The organism is Pontibacter sp. LHS1 (assembly GCF_058932855.1).
In genome coordinates this window covers 349,797-367,788 of record NZ_JBZYWF010000002.1, presented here as the reverse complement: position 1 = coordinate 367,788, position 17,992 = coordinate 349,797, and the positions used below count along the sequence as shown (strand labels likewise).

General features: G+C 52.4%; 15 protein-coding genes. 6 read left to right on the top strand and 9 right to left on the bottom strand.

Annotated elements, in window-relative coordinates:
• Nucleotides 1–51: 51 nt before the first annotated feature.
• The 5 genes from AC5FXQ_RS05955 to AC5FXQ_RS05935 all read right to left on the bottom strand — a co-directional run bounded on the left by AC5FXQ_RS05955 (nucleotide 52) and on the right by AC5FXQ_RS05935 (nucleotide 7,377).
• Complete coding sequence (locus tag AC5FXQ_RS05955) at nucleotides 52–2,634, bottom strand: M1 family metallopeptidase (protein ID WP_493601579.1); 2,583 nt, start codon at nucleotides 2,632–2,634, stop codon at nucleotides 52–54.
• Between the two features lie 85 nt (nucleotides 2,635–2,719).
• Entirely contained in the window at nucleotides 2,720–3,958 is a 1,239-nt protein-coding gene (locus tag AC5FXQ_RS05950) for an ammonium transporter (RefSeq protein WP_493601578.1), read from the bottom strand.
• Nucleotides 3,959–3,960: 2 nt separating this feature from the next.
• The gene (locus tag AC5FXQ_RS05945) at nucleotides 3,961–4,299 is read right to left on the bottom strand and encodes a P-II family nitrogen regulator (protein WP_493601577.1); all 339 of its coding nucleotides are present in this window, start codon (nucleotides 4,297–4,299) and stop codon (nucleotides 3,961–3,963) included.
• 75 nt (nucleotides 4,300–4,374) lie between these two features.
• Nucleotides 4,375–6,570, bottom strand: a complete 2,196-nt coding sequence (locus AC5FXQ_RS05940) for a catalase (RefSeq protein WP_493601576.1) — start codon at nucleotides 6,568–6,570, stop codon at nucleotides 4,375–4,377.
• A 255-nt stretch (nucleotides 6,571–6,825) separates the two neighbouring features.
• Complete coding sequence (locus AC5FXQ_RS05935) at nucleotides 6,826–7,377, bottom strand: 2'-5' RNA ligase family protein (protein ID WP_493601575.1); 552 nt, start codon at nucleotides 7,375–7,377, stop codon at nucleotides 6,826–6,828.
• Nucleotides 7,378–7,596: 219 nt separating this feature from the next.
• Between AC5FXQ_RS05935 and abc-f the strand changes: the two genes are divergently transcribed.
• Both abc-f and AC5FXQ_RS05925 read left to right on the top strand, forming a co-directional pair.
• Complete coding sequence (abc-f, locus tag AC5FXQ_RS05930; RefSeq protein WP_493601574.1) at nucleotides 7,597–9,528, top strand: ribosomal protection-like ABC-F family protein; 1,932 nt, start codon at nucleotides 7,597–7,599, stop codon at nucleotides 9,526–9,528.
• 395 nt (nucleotides 9,529–9,923) lie between these two features.
• Nucleotides 9,924–10,247, top strand: a complete 324-nt coding sequence (locus AC5FXQ_RS05925) for a hypothetical protein (RefSeq protein ID WP_493601573.1) — start codon at nucleotides 9,924–9,926, stop codon at nucleotides 10,245–10,247.
• Nucleotides 10,248–10,270: 23 nt separating this feature from the next.
• On the opposite strand, the gene AC5FXQ_RS05920 is transcribed toward AC5FXQ_RS05925, so the two are convergent.
• Nucleotides 10,271–11,047, bottom strand: a complete 777-nt coding sequence (locus AC5FXQ_RS05920) for a DUF2490 domain-containing protein (RefSeq protein WP_493601572.1) — start codon at nucleotides 11,045–11,047, stop codon at nucleotides 10,271–10,273.
• A gap of 96 nt (nucleotides 11,048–11,143) precedes the next feature.
• Between AC5FXQ_RS05920 and AC5FXQ_RS05915 the strand changes: the two genes are divergently transcribed.
• Nucleotides 11,144–12,217, top strand: coding sequence for a PAS domain-containing sensor histidine kinase (locus tag AC5FXQ_RS05915; protein ID WP_493601571.1), 1,074 nt, complete (start codon nucleotides 11,144–11,146; stop codon nucleotides 12,215–12,217).
• On the opposite strand, the gene AC5FXQ_RS05910 is transcribed toward AC5FXQ_RS05915, so the two are convergent.
• The 3 genes from AC5FXQ_RS05910 to AC5FXQ_RS05900 all read right to left on the bottom strand — a co-directional run bounded on the left by AC5FXQ_RS05910 (nucleotide 12,214) and on the right by AC5FXQ_RS05900 (nucleotide 15,858).
• On the bottom strand, nucleotides 12,214–12,612 hold the full coding sequence (locus tag AC5FXQ_RS05910) for a response regulator (RefSeq protein ID WP_493601570.1): 399 nt from the start codon (nucleotides 12,610–12,612) through the stop codon (nucleotides 12,214–12,216). The two genes, AC5FXQ_RS05915 and AC5FXQ_RS05910, sit on opposite strands and share 4 nt — an antisense overlap.
• On the bottom strand, nucleotides 12,587–14,824 hold the full coding sequence (locus tag AC5FXQ_RS05905) for a PAS domain-containing sensor histidine kinase (protein ID WP_493601569.1): 2,238 nt from the start codon (nucleotides 14,822–14,824) through the stop codon (nucleotides 12,587–12,589). Before AC5FXQ_RS05905 ends, AC5FXQ_RS05910 begins: the two co-directional genes overlap by 26 nt.
• A gap of 626 nt (nucleotides 14,825–15,450) precedes the next feature.
• Nucleotides 15,451–15,858: a hypothetical protein gene (locus AC5FXQ_RS05900; protein ID WP_493601568.1), complete on the bottom strand. Its 408-nt coding sequence runs from the start codon at nucleotides 15,856–15,858 to the stop codon at nucleotides 15,451–15,453.
• A gap of 257 nt (nucleotides 15,859–16,115) precedes the next feature.
• Here AC5FXQ_RS05900 and AC5FXQ_RS05895 point away from each other — a divergent pair, with 257 nt between their 5' ends.
• From AC5FXQ_RS05895 to AC5FXQ_RS05885, 3 genes are all read left to right on the top strand, one after another.
• Entirely contained in the window at nucleotides 16,116–16,517 is a 402-nt protein-coding gene (locus AC5FXQ_RS05895; protein ID WP_493601567.1) for a hypothetical protein, read from the top strand.
• Between the two features lie 64 nt (nucleotides 16,518–16,581).
• Nucleotides 16,582–16,977 (top strand): hypothetical protein, encoded by a 396-nt coding sequence (locus AC5FXQ_RS05890; RefSeq protein WP_493601566.1) that lies wholly within the window; start codon nucleotides 16,582–16,584, stop codon nucleotides 16,975–16,977.
• 194 nt (nucleotides 16,978–17,171) lie between these two features.
• Nucleotides 17,172–17,939 carry a creatininase family protein gene (locus tag AC5FXQ_RS05885; protein ID WP_493601565.1) on the top strand — a complete coding sequence of 256 codons (768 nt, stop codon included), beginning with the start codon at nucleotides 17,172–17,174 and terminating at the stop codon, nucleotides 17,937–17,939.
• The last annotated feature ends 53 nt before the right edge of the window (nucleotides 17,940–17,992 follow it).

Genomic DNA, 17,992 nt, shown 5'->3' with positions numbered 1-17,992 from the left:
TAGAGAAGCCCGCTGCGTTAGTAGCGGGCTTCTTGTTTTAACTTTCCAATCTTATTTCGCCAGTTTCTCCGCCCTGAACACATGATCCGCAGCCTGCAGGATCTTGCCTTTGAGCCTCGGGTTATAATCCGGGTGCTCAGCCAGGAAGGCACGTATAGTCGCCGCTGCAGTAGGGGTTTGGTAGTGGCTGAAGGTCGATTGTAGCCAATTGGTCGGGAAGAAGATGTCGCCGGTCAGCTGAATTTCCTCTACCAACTCCAGGCTCTCGCGCAGGTACTTTTCTGACGAGGCAGCACGCAGCGGGTGGTGCAGATAGGAGAGGGCTGATCCAACCCAGGCTTCCTTGTCGCGGTTGCTGCGCGACTTGAGCGAGGCAAAGAAGGCATCGCGTACCTGCTCGTCACCTGACAGGGCTGGCATCAGGAACTGCAGGCGCTTCTGACGGTCCGGGTTCTTGATGCGGGCCAGCTGCTGGCGCAGTGTACCTGCTGAGTTGGCATAGTCACGCACGGCCAGTGACAGAGCCAGCGAGGTATAGTCGTCTTCATTGAGCGTAACGCCAGCCGGGGCCTTCTGTGCCTCCCATACCTGGTGCAGACGACCCTGTGCCTCTTTGGTGAGGGCAATATTCTGGTAGGTCTTGAACAGGAGCTTTTTCGCATTGCCTGACTTTTGCTTCTCCATGGCGTCCCACAGGTTCTTTTCAAAAGCAGGGGCTATCTCAGCTCTTCTGGCTGGTGTGGTAAACTTCCAGTAGGTATCGCTCAGGTAGCCGGTCAACAGCTTCAGGTTGAGTTCATCTGTTTCCACACCTGACTCCAGCAGCGTGATGGGCAGTAGCAGGTCTGGCGTCACCGTTCTGCCGTTGAGCATGTTCTCGTAAAGGTTGATGTACACAGAAGCCCGCATCACCGGATTGATTTGGCTAATGCCGGCCCGGTAACGCAGATCGACCGGGAACACGCCATAGCCCTGCCCGGAGGAGTTGAAGAGGACGGTGAGCGGCATGCGCTTGCCGATAGCTTCGCTCAACTGTACAGAGGCTTTGTCCATATTTACAGTCAATTCCTGCACACTGTCAGCATACACCAGCGCCACCTCAAAGAGCTGCGGCCAGAGGCGGCCGGAGCCGTCTTCAGCTTTCTGACTGATCGTAAACGAGCTGATCTGACCGTCTGCCACTTGTAGGTCGTAGTCGAATACCGGACGGCCAGGTTCATTCACCCATACCTGGTTCCAGGCCTGCAGGTCTGCCGGTGTGCGGGCGTCCAGAATTTCGATCAATTGCGGCCAGGTGGCATTGCTGTTGGCATAAGTCTTTAGGTATACCTGCAGACCCTCCTGAAAAGCTGCCTCGCCCATCAGCCGCTCCAGTTGTCGCATCATGATAGGCGCCTTGTGGTAGATGATGTGCCCGTACAGCGAGCCTGCATCCTGCAGGTTAGCCAGGTCCTGCCGAATCGGGTTGGCACCGGCCGTGCGGTCCACACTGTAGGCGGCCGGGAAGTGGTCGATCAGGAACTTGAGGTCGTAGTTGCTGTTCTTCACTGTCGTCTTCGAAATCTTATCAGCCATGAAGTTGGCAAAGACCTCCTTCATCCACACGTCGTTGAACCAGCGCATTGTCACCAGGTCGCCAAACCACATGTGCGCCGTTTCATGCGCGATCAGGTTAGAGCGTGCCACCAGTTGGTCTTTCGTAGCGCCTTCGTCCAGGAAGAGTGTAGAGGCCTTATAGTCGACTGCGCCTACGTGCTCCATGCCGCCATACTGGAAGTCAGGTATAGCCACGAAGTCAAACTTCTGGAAAGGGTAGGGGATCCGGGTATAGTCCTCCATAAAAGCCAGCGCATCGCGGTGTATGCTGAAGATAGGATCTATACTTTTCAGCTTGTCCGGATCGGTTTCGCGGTGGTAAAAATGCATGGTGCGGCCCCGGTCGCTGTTGCTCACCTTCCGGAAATCGCCGGCCACAAACGAGAAGAGGTAGGTCGGAATGGTATCCGAAGGCAGGTAGGTATAGGTCTTGGTAGCGCCGGTCAGCACGGAGTCCTGCAGCGGGGCGTTTGCCAGGGCTTTCCAGTCCTGCGGCAGTGTGAGGGTGAGTTTGAACACCGCCTTCAGATCCGGCTGATCGAAGCAGGGAAACACGGTGCGGGCACGGTCCGGTACAAGCAAGGTATAGAGGTAGTCCTCGTTGCGGTTGAGTGAAAGGTTGCCGGCCGTGAAGTCGATCTGCACCTGGTTCGGCCCTTCCTTCAGGTAGCGCGGCTCGATCACAATATGCTCGTTCTGGAACACGATCGGTATTTGCTTCCCGTTTACCCGCACAGCGTGCAGGTGGTCCGGCTGCTCCTTAAAATCGATTTGCAGGGCCTGCTCCCTGGTGAGCAGGTTGAACGAAATGGTTTCAGAGGCAGGTATAGGCGCGTCCTTGCCAGTGGGGATCTGCAGCTTTATGTCATACTGCACATTGCGTAGCGTCTGGTTGCGGTGTTCAGCCAGGGTTCTGGACACGCCCGTTTCAACGGGTAATGCGGGTGACTGTGCGACGCGGGTGCTGCAGGATGTGCCGGCGAAAAGTGCCAGGGCTACCATACCTGCTTTATAAGAGGAGGCGAAATTGCTTTTCATGAAAATGCTTTGTCTTGAAAGTAAAGATAAGCATCTCCGGCAGGAAGCGAAATGTCTCACGATTTAAACTATAGACCCGCGATACTCAGTCCTTTTTAAAGGCATTTATCTCAGGATAGGCGTGCATCTTGTGCTCCGAGATATCCAGCCCCTCCAACTCTTCTTCCTCCGTCGGACGAATACCCATTGTTTTCTTCAGGCCATACCAAACGGCCACAGCAAACGTGAAGCTAAAACCCCCGACCACTGCCACACCCAGTAGCTGACTTATAAACTGGTCCCAGCCGGCAAGGTCACCGAAGATACCCACCGCCAGCGTGCCCCAGATGCCGCAGATCAGGTGGGCGGAGAGAGCTCCAACCGGATCATCTACCCGCAGCAGGTTATAGATCTTTACCCCCAGTACCACCAGGCACCCGGCCACAAACCCGATGAGCAGGGAGTCCATAAGGTGCATCTGGTCTGCACCGGCTGTGATGGCTACCAGACCGGCCAGAATGCCGTTCAGAATCATAGTCAGGTCGTTGGTCTTGAAGAGCAGGACAGAGAAAAAGTAGGCACCTATGGCACCCGCCGAAGCCGATAGGGCAGTCATCACCACTGCCTCCGATATCTGCTCAGGGGCGGCTGACTCCACAGAGGCGCCGCTGAAACCAAACCAGCCCATCCAAAGGAGAAATATCCCGATGGTGGCAAGCGGCATGCTGTGTCCGGGCATGGGCTTGGTTTTACCATTCTTAAACTTCCCGATCCGGGCGCCAAGCAGCAGTGCTCCTGCCAGTCCGCCCCAGCCGCCCACGGTGTGGATGAGGGTGGCTCCCCCAAAGTCATAGAAAGGTGTGTCGAGTGTATCCAGAAAGCCGCCGCCCCACTTCCACATGCCCACAATCGGGTAGCAGAAGCCGACGTACAGCACCGAGAAGATCAGGAAACTGTTGAGCTTGACCCGTTCTGCCACGGCACCTGACACGATCGTGGCGGAGGTGGCAGCCAGCATGGCGTTGAAAAGGAAATCCGACCAGTGCATATAGCCTTCCTTATAGATGGCGCTTTCGCTGCTGTCCGGCTCCGGCAGCCCAAACTCGTTAAAGCCGATGAACATACCGGCATAAGCCTCCCCCGGGAACATCAGGGAGAAGCCCCAGAAGGTATAGGTGATGATGCCGATCGGCACAATCAGGGTGTTTTTGAAAAGGATGTTCACTGTGTTCTTCGACCGGACCAGGCCGGACTCCAGGGTTGCGAAACCCAGGTGCGTAATGAACACCAGAAAAGTGCAGAGTAGAATCCAGGCGTTGTTGATGACAAATATTTCCTGCGACATTTTTAGAGGATTTCGTCTCCTGTTGCACCATCGCGAATACGGATGGCCTGGCTTACATCCGAGATAAAGATCCTGCCGTCTCCGATCTTGCCGGTTCGGGACTGCGAGATGATGCATTGCAGCACTTCATCCACACGTTGGTCCGGAACGACGATCTCTATTTTGATGCGCGGAATAAAATCGGCCTGGTGCGATTCACCCCGGTATACCTGCGCAGTGGCAGCCTCTTTACCAAAACCCCGCACATCATAGGCGGTCATGTATTCAATGCCTTTCTCAGCAAACAGGTCGCGCAGTGCATCCAGTTTGCCCATCCTGACGATAGCCTCAATCTTTTTCATCTTTGCAATAAGAAGCAAAAGCCGCGAAATTCGCGGCTCTTGCTCCAAACAAACAATCAATAACAAACAACTTACTTAAGCCGGGGTCATGTGTCGCTCCCGATCCCAGTGGCGATGCTTTTTGATCGCATCGATAAATTTATCGGCGAACTCACCTGCGTCGGCGTCGGAGCCGGCAGTTACTACGCCGGAATGTGACATCACCTTACCAGAATCTTTCTCAGCGAAACTAACGCCTACCACGAAGGCCTTTTCGAGCAGATTAATACCGAAGCCAGAGGTGGCGATCGGTTTGCAGTGCTTGAAGGCCTCAGCCACAAAATGCAGCGCATCACCCAGACCCATCATCTTGCGCACGCTCTTCTCGCCGTCCGGGATATATACCGCGTCGAACATAATAGAGCCGGCTGCCACGTGGTGCTTGTCCACTTCAACTTCCTGTCCTGTGCTGGAAACACGCTTACCCAGCAGCTTCGAAATGATCTTCGGATGAGCGCCAGCCGCCTCCAGGGCTTCCTTCACCTGCATCACTTCGTTGTAGTCAAAGCCGTCTTCAATCAGGATGGCCACTTGTCTGGACTTAGCCGTTTCGATCTTGTTTTTCTCCATGCTGATCGCGGCGGACTCCTTCACAGACTTGCCTTTTTTGATTTTTTCAGAGGCTTCATCTTTTATGAAATTGCCGGTCGGTTCAGAATCCTGGTCGATCGGCATCTCAATGCCAATGCCGGCAGCTACCAGAGCGGCGAATTGCGGATCCACTTTGTAGAAGTTGGCAACCTGTCTTCTTCGGATCTCTTTGTTTCCTACTTTGCCCAACTCGAAATGCGCCGCTGATACCAGGTGCTCTTTCTCCGGTTCGGTAAGCGAATTCCAGAACAAGGTAGCCTGGCTGTAGTGGTCGTTAAAGCTTTCGCTGCGGGCCCGTATTTTGTGACCTTCTACTTTCTCCATGTAATGCACGTAGGCGCCCATATTTTCAGGTGCCATCATGGGGCAACCGTTGCCAATGGAGTTTGGCCAGTAGTTGGCTTTACCTTTGCCAATGGACATTTTCATAAAGCCCGCTCCATGGTTGTTATGCACCGGAGCCACCGGTCTGTTGATCGGCACCTCCGTGAAGTTGACACTCGTAAAGCGGTTTAGCTGCGTGTCAAGGTATGAGAAGAGGCGAGCCTGCAGCAGCGGGTCATTGGTCACGTCAATGCCTGGCACCAGGTTACCCGGGTGGAATGCTACCTGCTCTGTTTCTGCAAAGAAGTTATCCGGGTTACGGTTGAGCACCATCTTGCCTACCTTTTTCAGGGGCACAAGCTCCTCAGGCACAATCTTGGTTGCATCGAGCAGGTCGAAATCATACTTAAATTCATCTTCTTCCGGAATCAGCTGCACCGCCAGCTCAAACTCTGGATAGTCACCCATTTCAATGGCATCCCACAGGTCGCGACGCAGCCAGTCGGAGTCTTTACCGGCAAGCTTTTGCGCCTCATCCCATACCAGGGAGTGTGTACCCAGCGTAGGGCGCCAGTGGAATTTCACAAAAGTGGCCTTCCCAGCCTCGTTGATCAGGCGGAAGGTATGCACACCAAAGCCTTCCATCATGCGGAAGCTGCGCGGAATGGCCCGGTCAGAGAGCACCCACATGAGCATATGCGTGGTTTCCGGCATCAGTGAGGCGAAATCCCAAAAGGTATCGTGGGCGGCTGAGGCCTGCGGAATTTCATTGTCTGCTTCCGGCTTGAGGGCGTGTACCAGGTCAGGGAATTTATTGCCATCCTGTATAAAGAAGGGTGGCATGTTGTTGGCCACCAGGTCGTAGTTGCCCTCTGCGGTATAAAACTTAGTGGCAAAACCGCGCACGTCACGCACCGTGTCAGCCGAGCCGCGGGAGCCCACTACTGTGGAGAAGCGCACAAATACGGGGGTTTTGGTACTAGGGTCGGTGAGAAACTTCGCCTTGGTGAATTTTTTCAAAGAATCGTCGTAGGGCTGAAAGTAGCCATGTGCTCCGGAACCACGGGCATGTACTACACGCTCCGGTATGGACTCGTGGTCCAGGTGCGTCATTTTTTCGCGGAAGTGAAAGTCCTCCATCAGGGTAGGACCACGCTGTCCTGCTTTTAGGGAATCATCTGTGTGGTTGATCCTAACCCCCTGGTCGGTGGTCATGTATTGGCCATCGTCATCCTTCCGGAAATGCTCCAGCTGCTTGTTTTTGCTGTCCTCATTTACCTCGGTAGGCTTAGGCTGTTTGTTGTCTTTCTCTTCCATAGTCATGTTTGTTTTTGAGATGTGTGTATTGGATATGCTTTTGACTTTGTGTGATTAAATCAATTCAAGAATACGGGGATGAATTTTAAGGGGTTAAGAAAAAGTGAAACAAAACGTGATTAAAATGAAATTAAAATAATACTTTCTCTATAACAGGCACAGGTATATCAGCTGTAGTGCATCTACAGACAGGTTTGAGTAAGGGCTGTGCTTGGAAAATTCTGGGATAAAACGGAAGGGTAAAGAGGAGCAAACCTATAACGTCAGCTCCTTACGCCCGAAGGTATACTCGTCTTCCTTTAAATAATAATCACCGCACTTTTGCAGTATGGTCAGGTTGTCGATCCTGATCTCCCAGTTGAAATTGTAGTTGAACAGAAAGGTGAGTACTGGTCCCAGTACTTCGGGAGAGGTGTCGCCAAGGGCCAGGGAAATGTGAGGGAGCCACATGTTGGGGTTGTAGTAGATGCCCATCTCGCTGCTCATCTCGGATATGTCGCGGTGCAGGCGGGCGTGCAGCTGGTTGAGCGGCGCTGTGCGCAGCACCGGGATGTAGATCACCGGTTTTTCGCCCGGGAACACGCCCAGACCGGTGGTGCGGATAGTGAAGGGCTCGGTTTCACGACTGGTTTCCGCCAGGTATTGCTGGAGCTCTTCCATGTCCGGTATTTCGGCTGTAAGCAGGGTCAGGTGCGGGTATGGTGTCATCTTCACCTCATTGAGCCCAAATTTCTCATCAAGCAGCTCAGTCAGTTCAGATACACGCGCAGAATGAGATGGGTCGAGCAGGGATGTAACTGCGATCATAAAAGGCTATATTTTATTGCTGTTCTCAACGTATCGCACACACATTTTCCAAAAGCATAAAGCTATAGAACGAGGCGCATGTGATAATGTTTACCTGGCCGGGGCTTTTTGCAGCAGGCATCTTTTATTTCTACGTATGAGGTGACTTTTGGTCTGTGGACCTTTGCACTGGGGATGTTTCCCAAAATAAGTACCTTTGTATCTCAGCTTTCTGAATCTATGATCTCAATTAATAACCTTAGCTTTCATTTTGGCAGCCGCCCCATGTACGAGGATGCCAACCTGCACATCAAACCCAAAGACAAGATTGGCCTGATCGGGCTCAACGGTACCGGCAAGTCTACACTGCTGCGCATTATCGTGGGCGAGTACAAGCCTGACGGTGGCAGCATACAAATGAGCAAGGAAACCACCATCGGTTTCCTGAACCAGGACCTGCTCAGCTACGAAACCCACGAGAGTATCCTGTCGGTGGCCATGCAGGCCTTTGAAGAAGCTATCTCGCTACAGCAGGAGATCGATCAGATACTGGTGGAGTTTGAAAACAACTTTCATGACAAGCTGGTCGATAAGCTGGCTTCGCTGCAGGAGCGCTTTGAGGCCCTGGGTGGCTATACCATGCAGGCTGAGGCGGAGTCGATCCTGGAGGGGCTTGGCTTTACAACGGAGGAGCTGAAGCAACCACTGGCCTCTTTCTCGGGTGGCTGGCGCATGCGCGTGATGCTGGCCAAGATCCTGTTGCAGAAGCCATCGCTGCTGCTGCTCGACGAACCAACCAACCACCTGGACCTGCCCTCAATCAAGTGGCTCGAATCATACCTGGACCGCTTTGAAGGGGCCGTGGTGATTGTGTCGCACGACCGGGAGTTCCTGGACAAAACCACCAATATTACGGTGGAGGTATCGGGGGCCAAGCTGAACCTGTACCCGGGCAATTACAGTTTTTATGTAGAGGAGAAAGCCCTGCGCAACGAAATACAGAAAGGCGCCTACGAAAATCAGCAGGCCCAGATCCGGCAGACGGAGCGTTTTATCGAGCGGTTCAAGGCCAAAGCGACCAAGGCCAAGCAGGCCCAGAGCCGCATGAAGCAGCTCGAGCGCATGGAGCGCATTGAGGAGGTGGCACCGGAGGCGGCCAAGGTGAACTTCAGTTTCCGCTTCAACGTGCAGCCGGGCCGGCATATCTTCCGGCTCGAGCACATGAGCAAGAGCTTTGGCAGCAAACTGATTTTCCGGGATACCAACGTGCACATTGAGCGGGGCGACAAGATCGCGCTCATCGGTGCTAACGGCAAAGGTAAGTCCACGCTGCTGCGCATCATTGCCGGCACCGAGCCGATCCAGGGCAAACGCGAAATGGGGCACAATGTGATCATGTCCTTCTATGCCCAGCACCAGCTGGAGGCCCTGAACGTGGAAAACGAAATACTGCAGGAACTGCAGCAGGCTGGCTCCGGCAAAACTGAGGTAGAACTGCGCACGCTGCTGGGCTCATTCCTCTTCACCGGCGACGATGTATTCAAGAAGATCAAAGTACTGTCAGGAGGGGAGAAGAGCCGCGTGGCACTGGCCAAAACGCTGATCTCAGAGGCCAACTTCCTGATGCTCGACGAGCCGACCAACCACCTCGACATGATGTCAGTGAATATCCTGATCCAGGCGCTGGAGCAGTATGAGGGTACCTTTATTGTGATCTCGCACGACCGCTACTTTGTGGAGAACGTGGCGACCAAGATCTGGTACATCGATGATTACCAGCTGAAAGAATACCCGGGCACTTACCACGAATATGAAGCGTTCCAGGAGAAGCGCGAGAAAGAAAATAAACGCGATGCCGCTGCCGCGCCGGCTCCTAAAAAAGACGAACCGAAGCAGAAGCGCGACAACAGTGAATTCAATGCCCTGAACAACCAACTGAAGCAGGTCAACCGCCAGATCAGCGAGGTAGAGAAACAGGTGCAGATTCTGGAGCAGGAGCTCGCCAGATACGAAACGGAGTTGGCTGACCCAAAGGTATACGGTAACCCGAACGTACTCCAGGAAACATCCCAGAAGTTTGAAACGGTGCAGAAAGAGCTGGATGCTGTAAACCAGAAGTGGGAGAGCCTGATGCTGGAAGCCGAAGAGCTGGAAGAGCAACTGGGAAGCTAGCCTGGAAACCTGCCTATAATAATCCTGCCTATAATAATAAGGTGTTATTCTAAGTCGAAGCAGCAGGCCATTGGTCTGCTGCTTTTTTGTGTTGATTCAGATGTATTTTGCTGAATGTCAGTAGGTGTGAAGTGTAATGGGTCTATACTTTAATGCAAAAATATGCGTATATAAAAATTGCACTTTGAGATAAAGTGCAATTTTGCTATTTTGTTCCTGAGTCTCACCTTATACCTATGAAAACTTACTTGATAATGTTACTGCTTGTTTTGAGCAGTATGTATAACCGCTCCTTTGCACAGCATGACGATGAAATAATTGTACAGAAAAAAGGGTTTGGATTTGCTTACTATCAGTATGGCAGGCAAATCAGTAAAAAACAGCTTTTGCATATTTTGGATCAACATCCGGAGGCAAGACAAGAGCTTCAGAAAGCTAACCGCAACTCACTTCCGGCTTCTGTGCTTTCCTACGCAGGCGGGCTCCTGATGACGTACCCAATGAGTCGGCAGCTGTCCGGCAACCAGCCTAACTGGCTGATCTCCGGTGCGGGGGCCAGTCTGCTGACCTTAAGTATACCCTTTGCAGGTGCCAGAATGAAACGGGAGCACCAGGCGATCCATGTGTATAATGAAGGGCTGCGCTATGCCAGCAAACCCCAACCAGACCTGCGCATAGGCTATACCTTTAACCGGGCCACCCTGATCTTTACCTTCTGATCAGTATCAGGCTTCCAAGCACTTCATGGCTGTACTTCCTGCCTGCGCCAGTCTATGGTATGAAACAGCCACACAACCAGGGTATGGTTGCTGGTAAAGCGGCCCGGTGTGGCTGCCTGCACGTAGCGGTTCATGTAGCCAGCCTGCAGCATCAGCCCTTTGTACCGGGCGGCGGCCATCAGTGAGATACGGTTCTGGTCAAAGGGAGCGGTGGCTTCTTCGCCCAGGTTCATCAGCAATTCGTTGGATACGACCAGGCTGGGCAATATACCTCCAAAAGTAAGGGCGGGGAAATTGCGCCGCAGCACGGTCTGTATGCGGGCGCGGTGGTTAAAGGTATAGCCTTCCGCCAGTTCACCGGCCGACAGTCGCTGGCGGTAGCGCAAGTCCCAGCGTAGCCGGTGCTGCAGGGCAAAGTTGCCTCCAAGTGGGGTCGGTATCACGACCTGCGCCCAGGGGCGGTGCTCCCGCCGCCTGAGCTCACCGCCCACCGGGAGCCGCACATGCGCATAGCCCGCCGTCACATCTATGCGGTTTGGGAAGTGTGTGGTCAGGCCGGTGCGGATCACCCCAAAACCCTCCGGTATGTAATGAAAGTCGTTCCAGATGGAAAATCGCTCTGAAACCCGGGCCGAGGTCATGTAGCCAAACCAGAGCTGCTCGTTGTGCTGCACCTCTTTTTGCTGCGCGGCCAGCTTTGCCGGGCAGAAGAGTCCCGGCAGGAGCATGAGCAGACAGAGCAGGCAGTGGCTCCTGTATTTCCGGGCTCGTGGTGTGTTGGCAGCGTGCTGTTGTCGCATCTTACGAAGATACCATGAAAATAGAATTATACACCCTTTACTAACATACCTTTAGTGGCTTCGTATTTAAAGCGATGCTATTCCTCACCTCGTACAATGGACAATCTCAATACAATAAACCAGATCAGCCAACAGAGCAATAAAATTTTGTTTCAGTTTGATCTGACTCAAAATAAATTCAATTTTCTGTCAGCTGCTTTTCGTGATTTATGGGAACCGGAGCGGTTCCAGCAGCAACCCCAACTCCTGCTCGATACTGTGCTGGAAGAAGACCGCTCCGCCGCGCTCGACTGCTGGTATAAACTGCTGCAGGGCGAACCTGTTGAGAAAAGCATACGCATCATCCGAAACGGCAGACTGCGTCACGTTCGCTGCAGTGTTTATCCTATTCGCGATGCAGCGCAGCAAATTGTGGCAGTGGCAGGTATGGCCGAGGATATAAGTCGTCAGCAGGAGTTTGTAAACTACCTCACCGAGTTCGGACATCGCAAGAACAGTGCGCTCGAAATGGTACTGCATGACCTGCACGGGCCATTGGCAGTAGTTCGGAGTGTGGCCGCTCTGCTGCGCAAAGACACAGCGGATAACCGGCTTGAGGAAGTGGCGCAATACACCACCATAATTGAAAACGCCTGCATACAGTGCACGGATCTGATTCGGGACCTGCTCAGCGAGGAGCATCTGGTGTCGCCGGAAATCTCAGTGACCAGAACACGCGTTGACCTGAACAAGCTGATTAGCACCATAGTTGAGTCCTACCAGAAAAGTCAGATTGTGCAGCAGGCGCTGGTACTGGAGCTGCCGCAGGAGCCGCTCGTGCTGGACCTGGACCAGATTAAGATGTCCCAGGTGCTGAACAACCTGATCTCTAATTCCATCAAGTTTACCCCGAGCACGGGCAGCATCACTATCCGTGCCTACCAGGAGGAGGATGAAGTCGTAATTGAGCACAGCGACACAGGCATTGGTATACCTGAGAATCTGCAGGCGAAGTTATTTGAGCGAAAGGCCAAAGTCGGAAGACCGGGACTGAAAGGGGAGAAGTCGCGCGGGCTGGGCCTTTCCATTGTATATGAGCTGGTGAGGCTGCATGGTGGCCACATCAGTGTGCACAGCCGGGAGCATGAGGGCACCCGCTTTGTAGTCAGGTTGCCGCTCTATACCGCTTAGGCGCGGCCGTTGCGTGTGCGCTTTATGTAGTTCAGACTTTCATCGTCAAGTGGCTTGTGCAGAAATCCGCGCACAAGCGGGTAATTACGGGAAAGATCCTTGTCGCTGGCAGCGATGGATGAGGTGAGGATGAACACATCCAGTTTTCCTTTTAGTTTTTCTTCATAGGGGCGCAGCACTTCCAGAAAATCCCAGCCGCTTTTGACAGGCATGTTCAGGTCAAGCAGGATCACATCCGGCAGGGGAGCAGTGTCAGTAAAGGACAGATCAGCCAGGGCATCATCTGCAGAGCTATAGGTATGAATCTCATCGGCAAAGCCTGCTTCCTCCAGCATCAGGGAGGTCAGGTATATGCTGATGTCATCATCATCAATTATGTAAACCTTGCTGGCCATAGGCTGGGAGCTCAAACTGTAATGTGAAAGTTGTGCCTGCTTCGGGCTTACTTTCTACGTCTATCTTGCCTCCAATGGCGTTCATTTGCATTTTCACCAGGTATAGCCCTATACCTTTGCCATCAGGTCCTGTATGGAAGCGCTTGTACAGCTGGAACAGGTGCGGCTTCACTAAGTCCAGGTCCATTCCGCTGCCATTGTCTTTTACACGTAGTTGCAGGCCGTTATCTTCCCTTACGCTATTTACCTCGATAAGTAAGTCGCGGTGCGGTGATTTATACTTGATCGCGTTTGAGATCAGGTTGTGCAGTATGCTGTAGACGTAAGCCCGGTTGGCCCAGAGCAGGTCATCCTCCTTCAGATCCAGCACGATCCGGCCATTGGCCTGGCTCAGCAGATGCTGCAGGCTGTGCACCACTTCTGCCGTCACTTCGCTCAACCGGACCATTTCATGGGCTGCCTGCAGGTCAGAGGAACGCACAGCCAGTATTTTGTTCAGGTCACTGATCACATCATCAAGCCGACGGGCGGAGGTTTCCAGGTTTTGCAAGCCTTGGGCAAAGCGGCTGCTGTCGCGGTCAAGCTTCTGTAGCACGGACGACAGCCCTACCAGGTTAGCGACGGGCGCACGCAGGTTGTGCGATACAATGTAGTTGAACTGCTGCAGGTCCTGATTCTGATGGTACAGGTGCTCGGTCGTTTTGAGCAACTGCTCCTGATCGAGCTTGCGTTCAGTGATATCGGTGTGGATATAGATGTGCTTTACTACCTGTCCCTGCTCATTGGCAATAGGGGAGATGGTGACATCAGCCCAGATCAGGTCGCCGTTTTTCTTATAGCTGCGCAGTTCCTTGCGCATCGGGATACCTTTTGCCAGCTGTTCTCTTACCCACAGAATCTCGCGTGGGTCCGTGTCCGAAGTGGTTAGGATATCGCTGGGGCGCTTGCCCGCTACTTCCTCCATGGTATAGCCGGTCACGTTACAGAAAGCCTCATTGACCCACTCTATCTCAAGATCGCCGTTGGTGATGATCACGCCGTTTGTTGTTTTGCTGGCAACAAGCGAAAGCTTCCGCAGTTCTTCCTGCGCAACTACCTGTGCTGTGATGTCAGCAAAGGCTATGAGGATACCGCCTTCGAAGGGGCTGATGGTAAACCGCAGAAAAGCGCCCAAAACGCAGAATTGCTCTTCGAACTGTACTGCTTTTTTTGTTTCAGCTACTTCAAGGCATTTCTGCTTGAAAAGGGTGTTCTCCAGCATCGGGTATTCCTCCCAAATGCAGCGATCCATTAAGTCATCGAGATTCCGATTTAGGAAATTTGCGAAGACAGTGTTGCCGAAGCTGTAGCGCCACTCTTTGTCCAGGGCAAAAAAGCCTTCTGACATCCCTTCCAAAATTTTGTGCAGCTTTTTCGCCTGTGCTTTTACAAGCAGGTTCGCCTCTTTTTCGCTGGTGCTATCTTTGGCAATGCATTGTATGGCGAGCACCCGGCCCTCCAGCACGACAGGTACGAGTGTGGCCGACAAATAGCGCTTGCTGCCATCGCGGTGCCGGATGCAGGTCTCGAAGTTGCAGGGCTGCCCCGTAAGCGCTGTGGAGAAGGCCTTAGAGGTTTCTTCACGGCTATCCGGCAATACAAAGTCGGCAAAATGGCTTTTCGGAAATTCTTCACGCGTGTAACCAGACAACTTCACCACGGCATCGTTACAGGCCTGTACTTCCCCGCTTGTGCTCATAGTGAATACCAGGTCGGGGTTGTTGAAGAAGAGCGCTTTATAATAGGCCTGGCTTATCTTTTGCTGTTGCAGCGCCTCCATCTGAGGGGTAATGTCCCTGGAGTTGGTCACCAGCCCCCGTACATGCGGGTTGTCCAGCATGTTGGTTGACATACAGCTGAGCCAGTGCCAGTCACCGTTTTTAGCTTTGAAGCGAACAGGTGGAAGGTTTACTTGCTTAGTGCCGCCAATGGTCAGGTTATAGAGCTCCTGCTCGAGAGAAGGTATATCGTCCGGGTGTATCAGGTCAAACACATGGGTGCCCAGCAGATCTTCAGGACTGTAGCCAAGTTCGGTGCCTACAGAGTCAGAAATATATTGATAGATCCCATCACAGTTGAGTACCGTGATGAGCTCAGACCCGTGACGTACAATAGAACTATAGAAATCTGGTGTAAGGACCAGCTCTTCTGGTGGCGTAAAATTTACCTTCATAAAGGTGTAGTGGCTAAAAACTTCCTGAATGTAATTGTAATTAGGCAATATGGGTTCAATTGTATGCCAAAATTTATTAACTTGTTCTAATTGTAGCATAATGACTATTTAATGTCCAATATTGGGCTTAATATTGCTCTCTGCTATACTGTTTCTGCCTTGGTTGACAAAGTGCTTGCTCAGGTATAAAATAGGATAATAAAGATGTTTGCTTAGGAGGAAATTGTACTAAGGTAGGGGCGATTAAAAATTAAAGCCGGAAGCTTTTAATAGTACGGCATTTGTTATGTCGCAAGAGGATGAAGAATCGCCCGCCCCAGAACTGGCGGTGTGTGCAGCTCCCGCGAGTGTCTCCAGCAACAGCCCTGACATACCTAGGCCCAACTTCGCAAAGCCGATCAGTCAGACGCTCACGGGTTTAGAAGTTGCCGCAAGTTCAGGGGAAATATACCTTAAACTCCGGCAGCTGTGATGCAAAAGCTCCTCCGAAAAATATTTCCAAAAAGATAACAACTTTCTAATATAGGTAGGCGTATATATAGGCAGCTTAGCGAAAGCTCATTTTGTGAATGATAAGAGCGGCTCCGGGGGTGAACGACCGGGGCCGCTTTTTTTGTACCTATACCTTAGCTTTTGAGCCAGGCGAGGGCATCGTCCGGTGTTGCAAAGGTCGCTACTTCATATGTGAGCGTACCAGACTGTCGGGCTGCTTCGATGTTGCGCTGGGCGCGGGCCTCATCTTCAGGATTGAAAGGCTGTACGCGGGCCACTTTTATCAGTCGTGTTTTGGCCAGCATCGCCGCCAGCTCCATGGTCAGCTGCCTGTTCTCTTCCTCATCTATTTCGACTGCCGTGGTGCGGGCGTCGAGCAGGAGCTTGCGCACATCATAGTTCCGGATCGTCTCCACCATGATATGCAGGCTATGCCTGATCTCTGACAAATGATAGCGCTGCAGGTCTGGGTAGCGCACCTGCAGTATGTCGGTGGCCGGATTGTACTCCAGTCGCAATATGCTGTTTTGCAAAAGAATCATGGGTCGTGATGAATGCTAAGATGACTTAGGGGTGAATCGGCACAAGTTACAAAGCAGCCCCTGAACGGTCAAGCTAAATTAGGGACAGGTCAATAATTTATACTAAAATTATGCTGTGGTTTTGATTTTAAAACTGGAAACTGTTTATTGCAAACCCTTGTCGAAATATATGGATAGGAGCATCCTGGTGACATAAACACGGAAACGATTGTTTTGCTGCCCCAGGTGCTTGAATCTGCTATACAGACTGTATCGCAATGATAATATACAAAAAAAACTATATAAGCATTGCCTATTACGAGGCTGAGCAATTACTGGAGATCACCTGGTCGGCTTACGCGGCAAGCGCTGAGTACCGGGAAGCGATGCTGCAGTACATTCAGATACTCAAAAACTACGAAGTGAAGCGCTGGCTTGATGACTACCGCCAGGCTCGTGTGGTGCGTCTGTCAGACCAGCAGTGGACGAAGGAGGAGTGGGCGCCGCTTTTTTACCCGCAAACACTCCAGTTGGAGAAAATGGCCCGCGTACGCTCCACTGACATCTCAGCACGGATCAGCTGCGAAAACATGTTCAAATATATAGACCATAACACCCTTCCTTATGGCTTCAGAGAATTTGAGGAGTATGGAGAGGCCCGAAACTGGATACTTGGATGATCATCTAAATGCCTTACTTTTGTCCCGTGTCGCGTATAAGTAGCGCTGTACCCAAAAAACTTACATGATCATTCCAAATAAATTCCTGAAGCTGGACTATAACCCCACAACAGACATCCTGTTGGTAGAGTGGCCTAATATGCACAACTATACTTTGCCGGAGGTATCGTATATCATCAACGAGGTGGTAGAAACGGTGCGCAGCTACGACATCAAGCGTATCCTCACCGACACGCGCCAGTCGAAAGTGACGGTGCCGATGGAGGAGTATGCCGGGATCATAAACAACCTGGCTATGCAGTTGGCCACTACCCGGCTGCAAAAGTTTGCCAAGCTCAAGACCGCTGACCCTGATCGCGAAACCATTTCCAGCAACGCCGCAGCCCTGGTCGTCGGATCCATCACGTATCGCAGCTTCGATAGCATGGGAGAAGCGATTGAATGGCTTATAGAGAGTTGAGGAATCAGAGAGTTTGGTAGTTTGGGAATTTGAGAGTTTAGAAACTTAGGAACCAGGACTAATTTATAAAAAGCCTAGGTATATGGCTAGACAGAAATTCACTCCAAACTAACTCAGTTACTTCGTATACGATAGTTTTCCAACTTTCTAAATCCCAGATTCTAAATCATTAACTCCTAAACTCTCAAACTCCCATGCGTCCTTACATACTTGCCGAAACGAACTGGAAAGCGATCAAAGACCAGCAGGTTGAAGTAGCTATACTACCCTGGGGTGCCACTGAGGCCCACAACTACCACCTGCCTTATGGTACCGACAACATGGAGGCAGAGTCGGTGGCGGCTGAGGCTGCCCGGCTGGCCTGGGAAACAGGGGCGAAGGTGATGGTGCTGCCGGTTATACCTTTTGGCGTAAACACCGGCCAGGCCGACATCACGCTCGACATTAACCTGAACCCCAGCACCCAACTGGCCATCCTGCGCGACATCGTTACAGTGCTTAACCGCCAGGGTATACAGAAGCTGCTGCTGCTCAACAGCCACGGCGGCAACGATTTCAAACCGATATTGCGCGAGCTCGGCCTGCAGTTTCCGGATATGTTCCTGCTGACCTGCAACTGGTTCCTGGCCGCTGACCGCAAAGCCTTCTTCGACAGTCCCGGTGACCATGCCGACGAGATGGAGACCAGCATCATGCAGCACCTGCGCCCCGACCTGGTGCTGCCGCTGAGTGAAGCAGGGGAGGGCAAGGAGCACAAGTCCCGCCTCACAGGTATACGCGAAGGCTGGGCCTGGTCAGAACGCCTCTGGTCGCAGGTAAGCGACGACACCGGCATCGGCAACCCGGCCGCCGCCACACCCGCCAAAGGAAAAGCCTTCTTCGAAGCCACCACCCAGAACATCGCCCAACTGCTGATCGAACTCAGCCAAGTGGACCCAAAGGACAGGTATAGGAGAGTTTAGGAGTTTGGGAGTTGAAATCCTGATACGGGCAATTATTGGATAAAAAAAGCCCT

Bases quoted from the DNA above. Each gene is read 5' to 3' on its own strand.
- AC5FXQ_RS05955 (WP_493601579.1), bottom strand. From the start codon at position 2,634: ATGAAAAGCAATTTCGCCTCCTCTTATAAAGCAGGTATGGTAGCCCTG.
- AC5FXQ_RS05950 (WP_493601578.1), bottom strand. From the start codon at position 3,958: ATGTCGCAGGAAATATTTGTCATCAACAACGCCTGGATTCTACTCTGC.
- AC5FXQ_RS05945 (WP_493601577.1), bottom strand. From the start codon at position 4,299: ATGAAAAAGATTGAGGCTATCGTCAGGATGGGCAAACTGGATGCACTG.
- AC5FXQ_RS05940 (WP_493601576.1), bottom strand. From the start codon at position 6,570: ATGGAAGAGAAAGACAACAAACAGCCTAAGCCTACCGAGGTAAATGAG.
- AC5FXQ_RS05935 (WP_493601575.1), bottom strand. From the start codon at position 7,377: ATGATCGCAGTTACATCCCTGCTCGACCCATCTCATTCTGCGCGTGTA.
- abc-f (WP_493601574.1), top strand. From the start codon at position 7,597: ATGATCTCAATTAATAACCTTAGCTTTCATTTTGGCAGCCGCCCCATG.
- AC5FXQ_RS05920 (WP_493601572.1), bottom strand. From the start codon at position 11,047: ATGCGACAACAGCACGCTGCCAACACACCACGAGCCCGGAAATACAGG.
- AC5FXQ_RS05915 (WP_493601571.1), top strand. From the start codon at position 11,144: ATGGACAATCTCAATACAATAAACCAGATCAGCCAACAGAGCAATAAA.
- AC5FXQ_RS05910 (WP_493601570.1), bottom strand. From the start codon at position 12,612: ATGGCCAGCAAGGTTTACATAATTGATGATGATGACATCAGCATATAC.
- AC5FXQ_RS05905 (WP_493601569.1), bottom strand. From the start codon at position 14,824: ATGAAGGTAAATTTTACGCCACCAGAAGAGCTGGTCCTTACACCAGAT.
- AC5FXQ_RS05900 (WP_493601568.1), bottom strand. From the start codon at position 15,858: ATGATTCTTTTGCAAAACAGCATATTGCGACTGGAGTACAATCCGGCC.
- AC5FXQ_RS05895 (WP_493601567.1), top strand. From the start codon at position 16,116: ATGATAATATACAAAAAAAACTATATAAGCATTGCCTATTACGAGGCT.
- AC5FXQ_RS05890 (WP_493601566.1), top strand. From the start codon at position 16,582: ATGATCATTCCAAATAAATTCCTGAAGCTGGACTATAACCCCACAACA.
- AC5FXQ_RS05885 (WP_493601565.1), top strand. From the start codon at position 17,172: ATGCGTCCTTACATACTTGCCGAAACGAACTGGAAAGCGATCAAAGAC.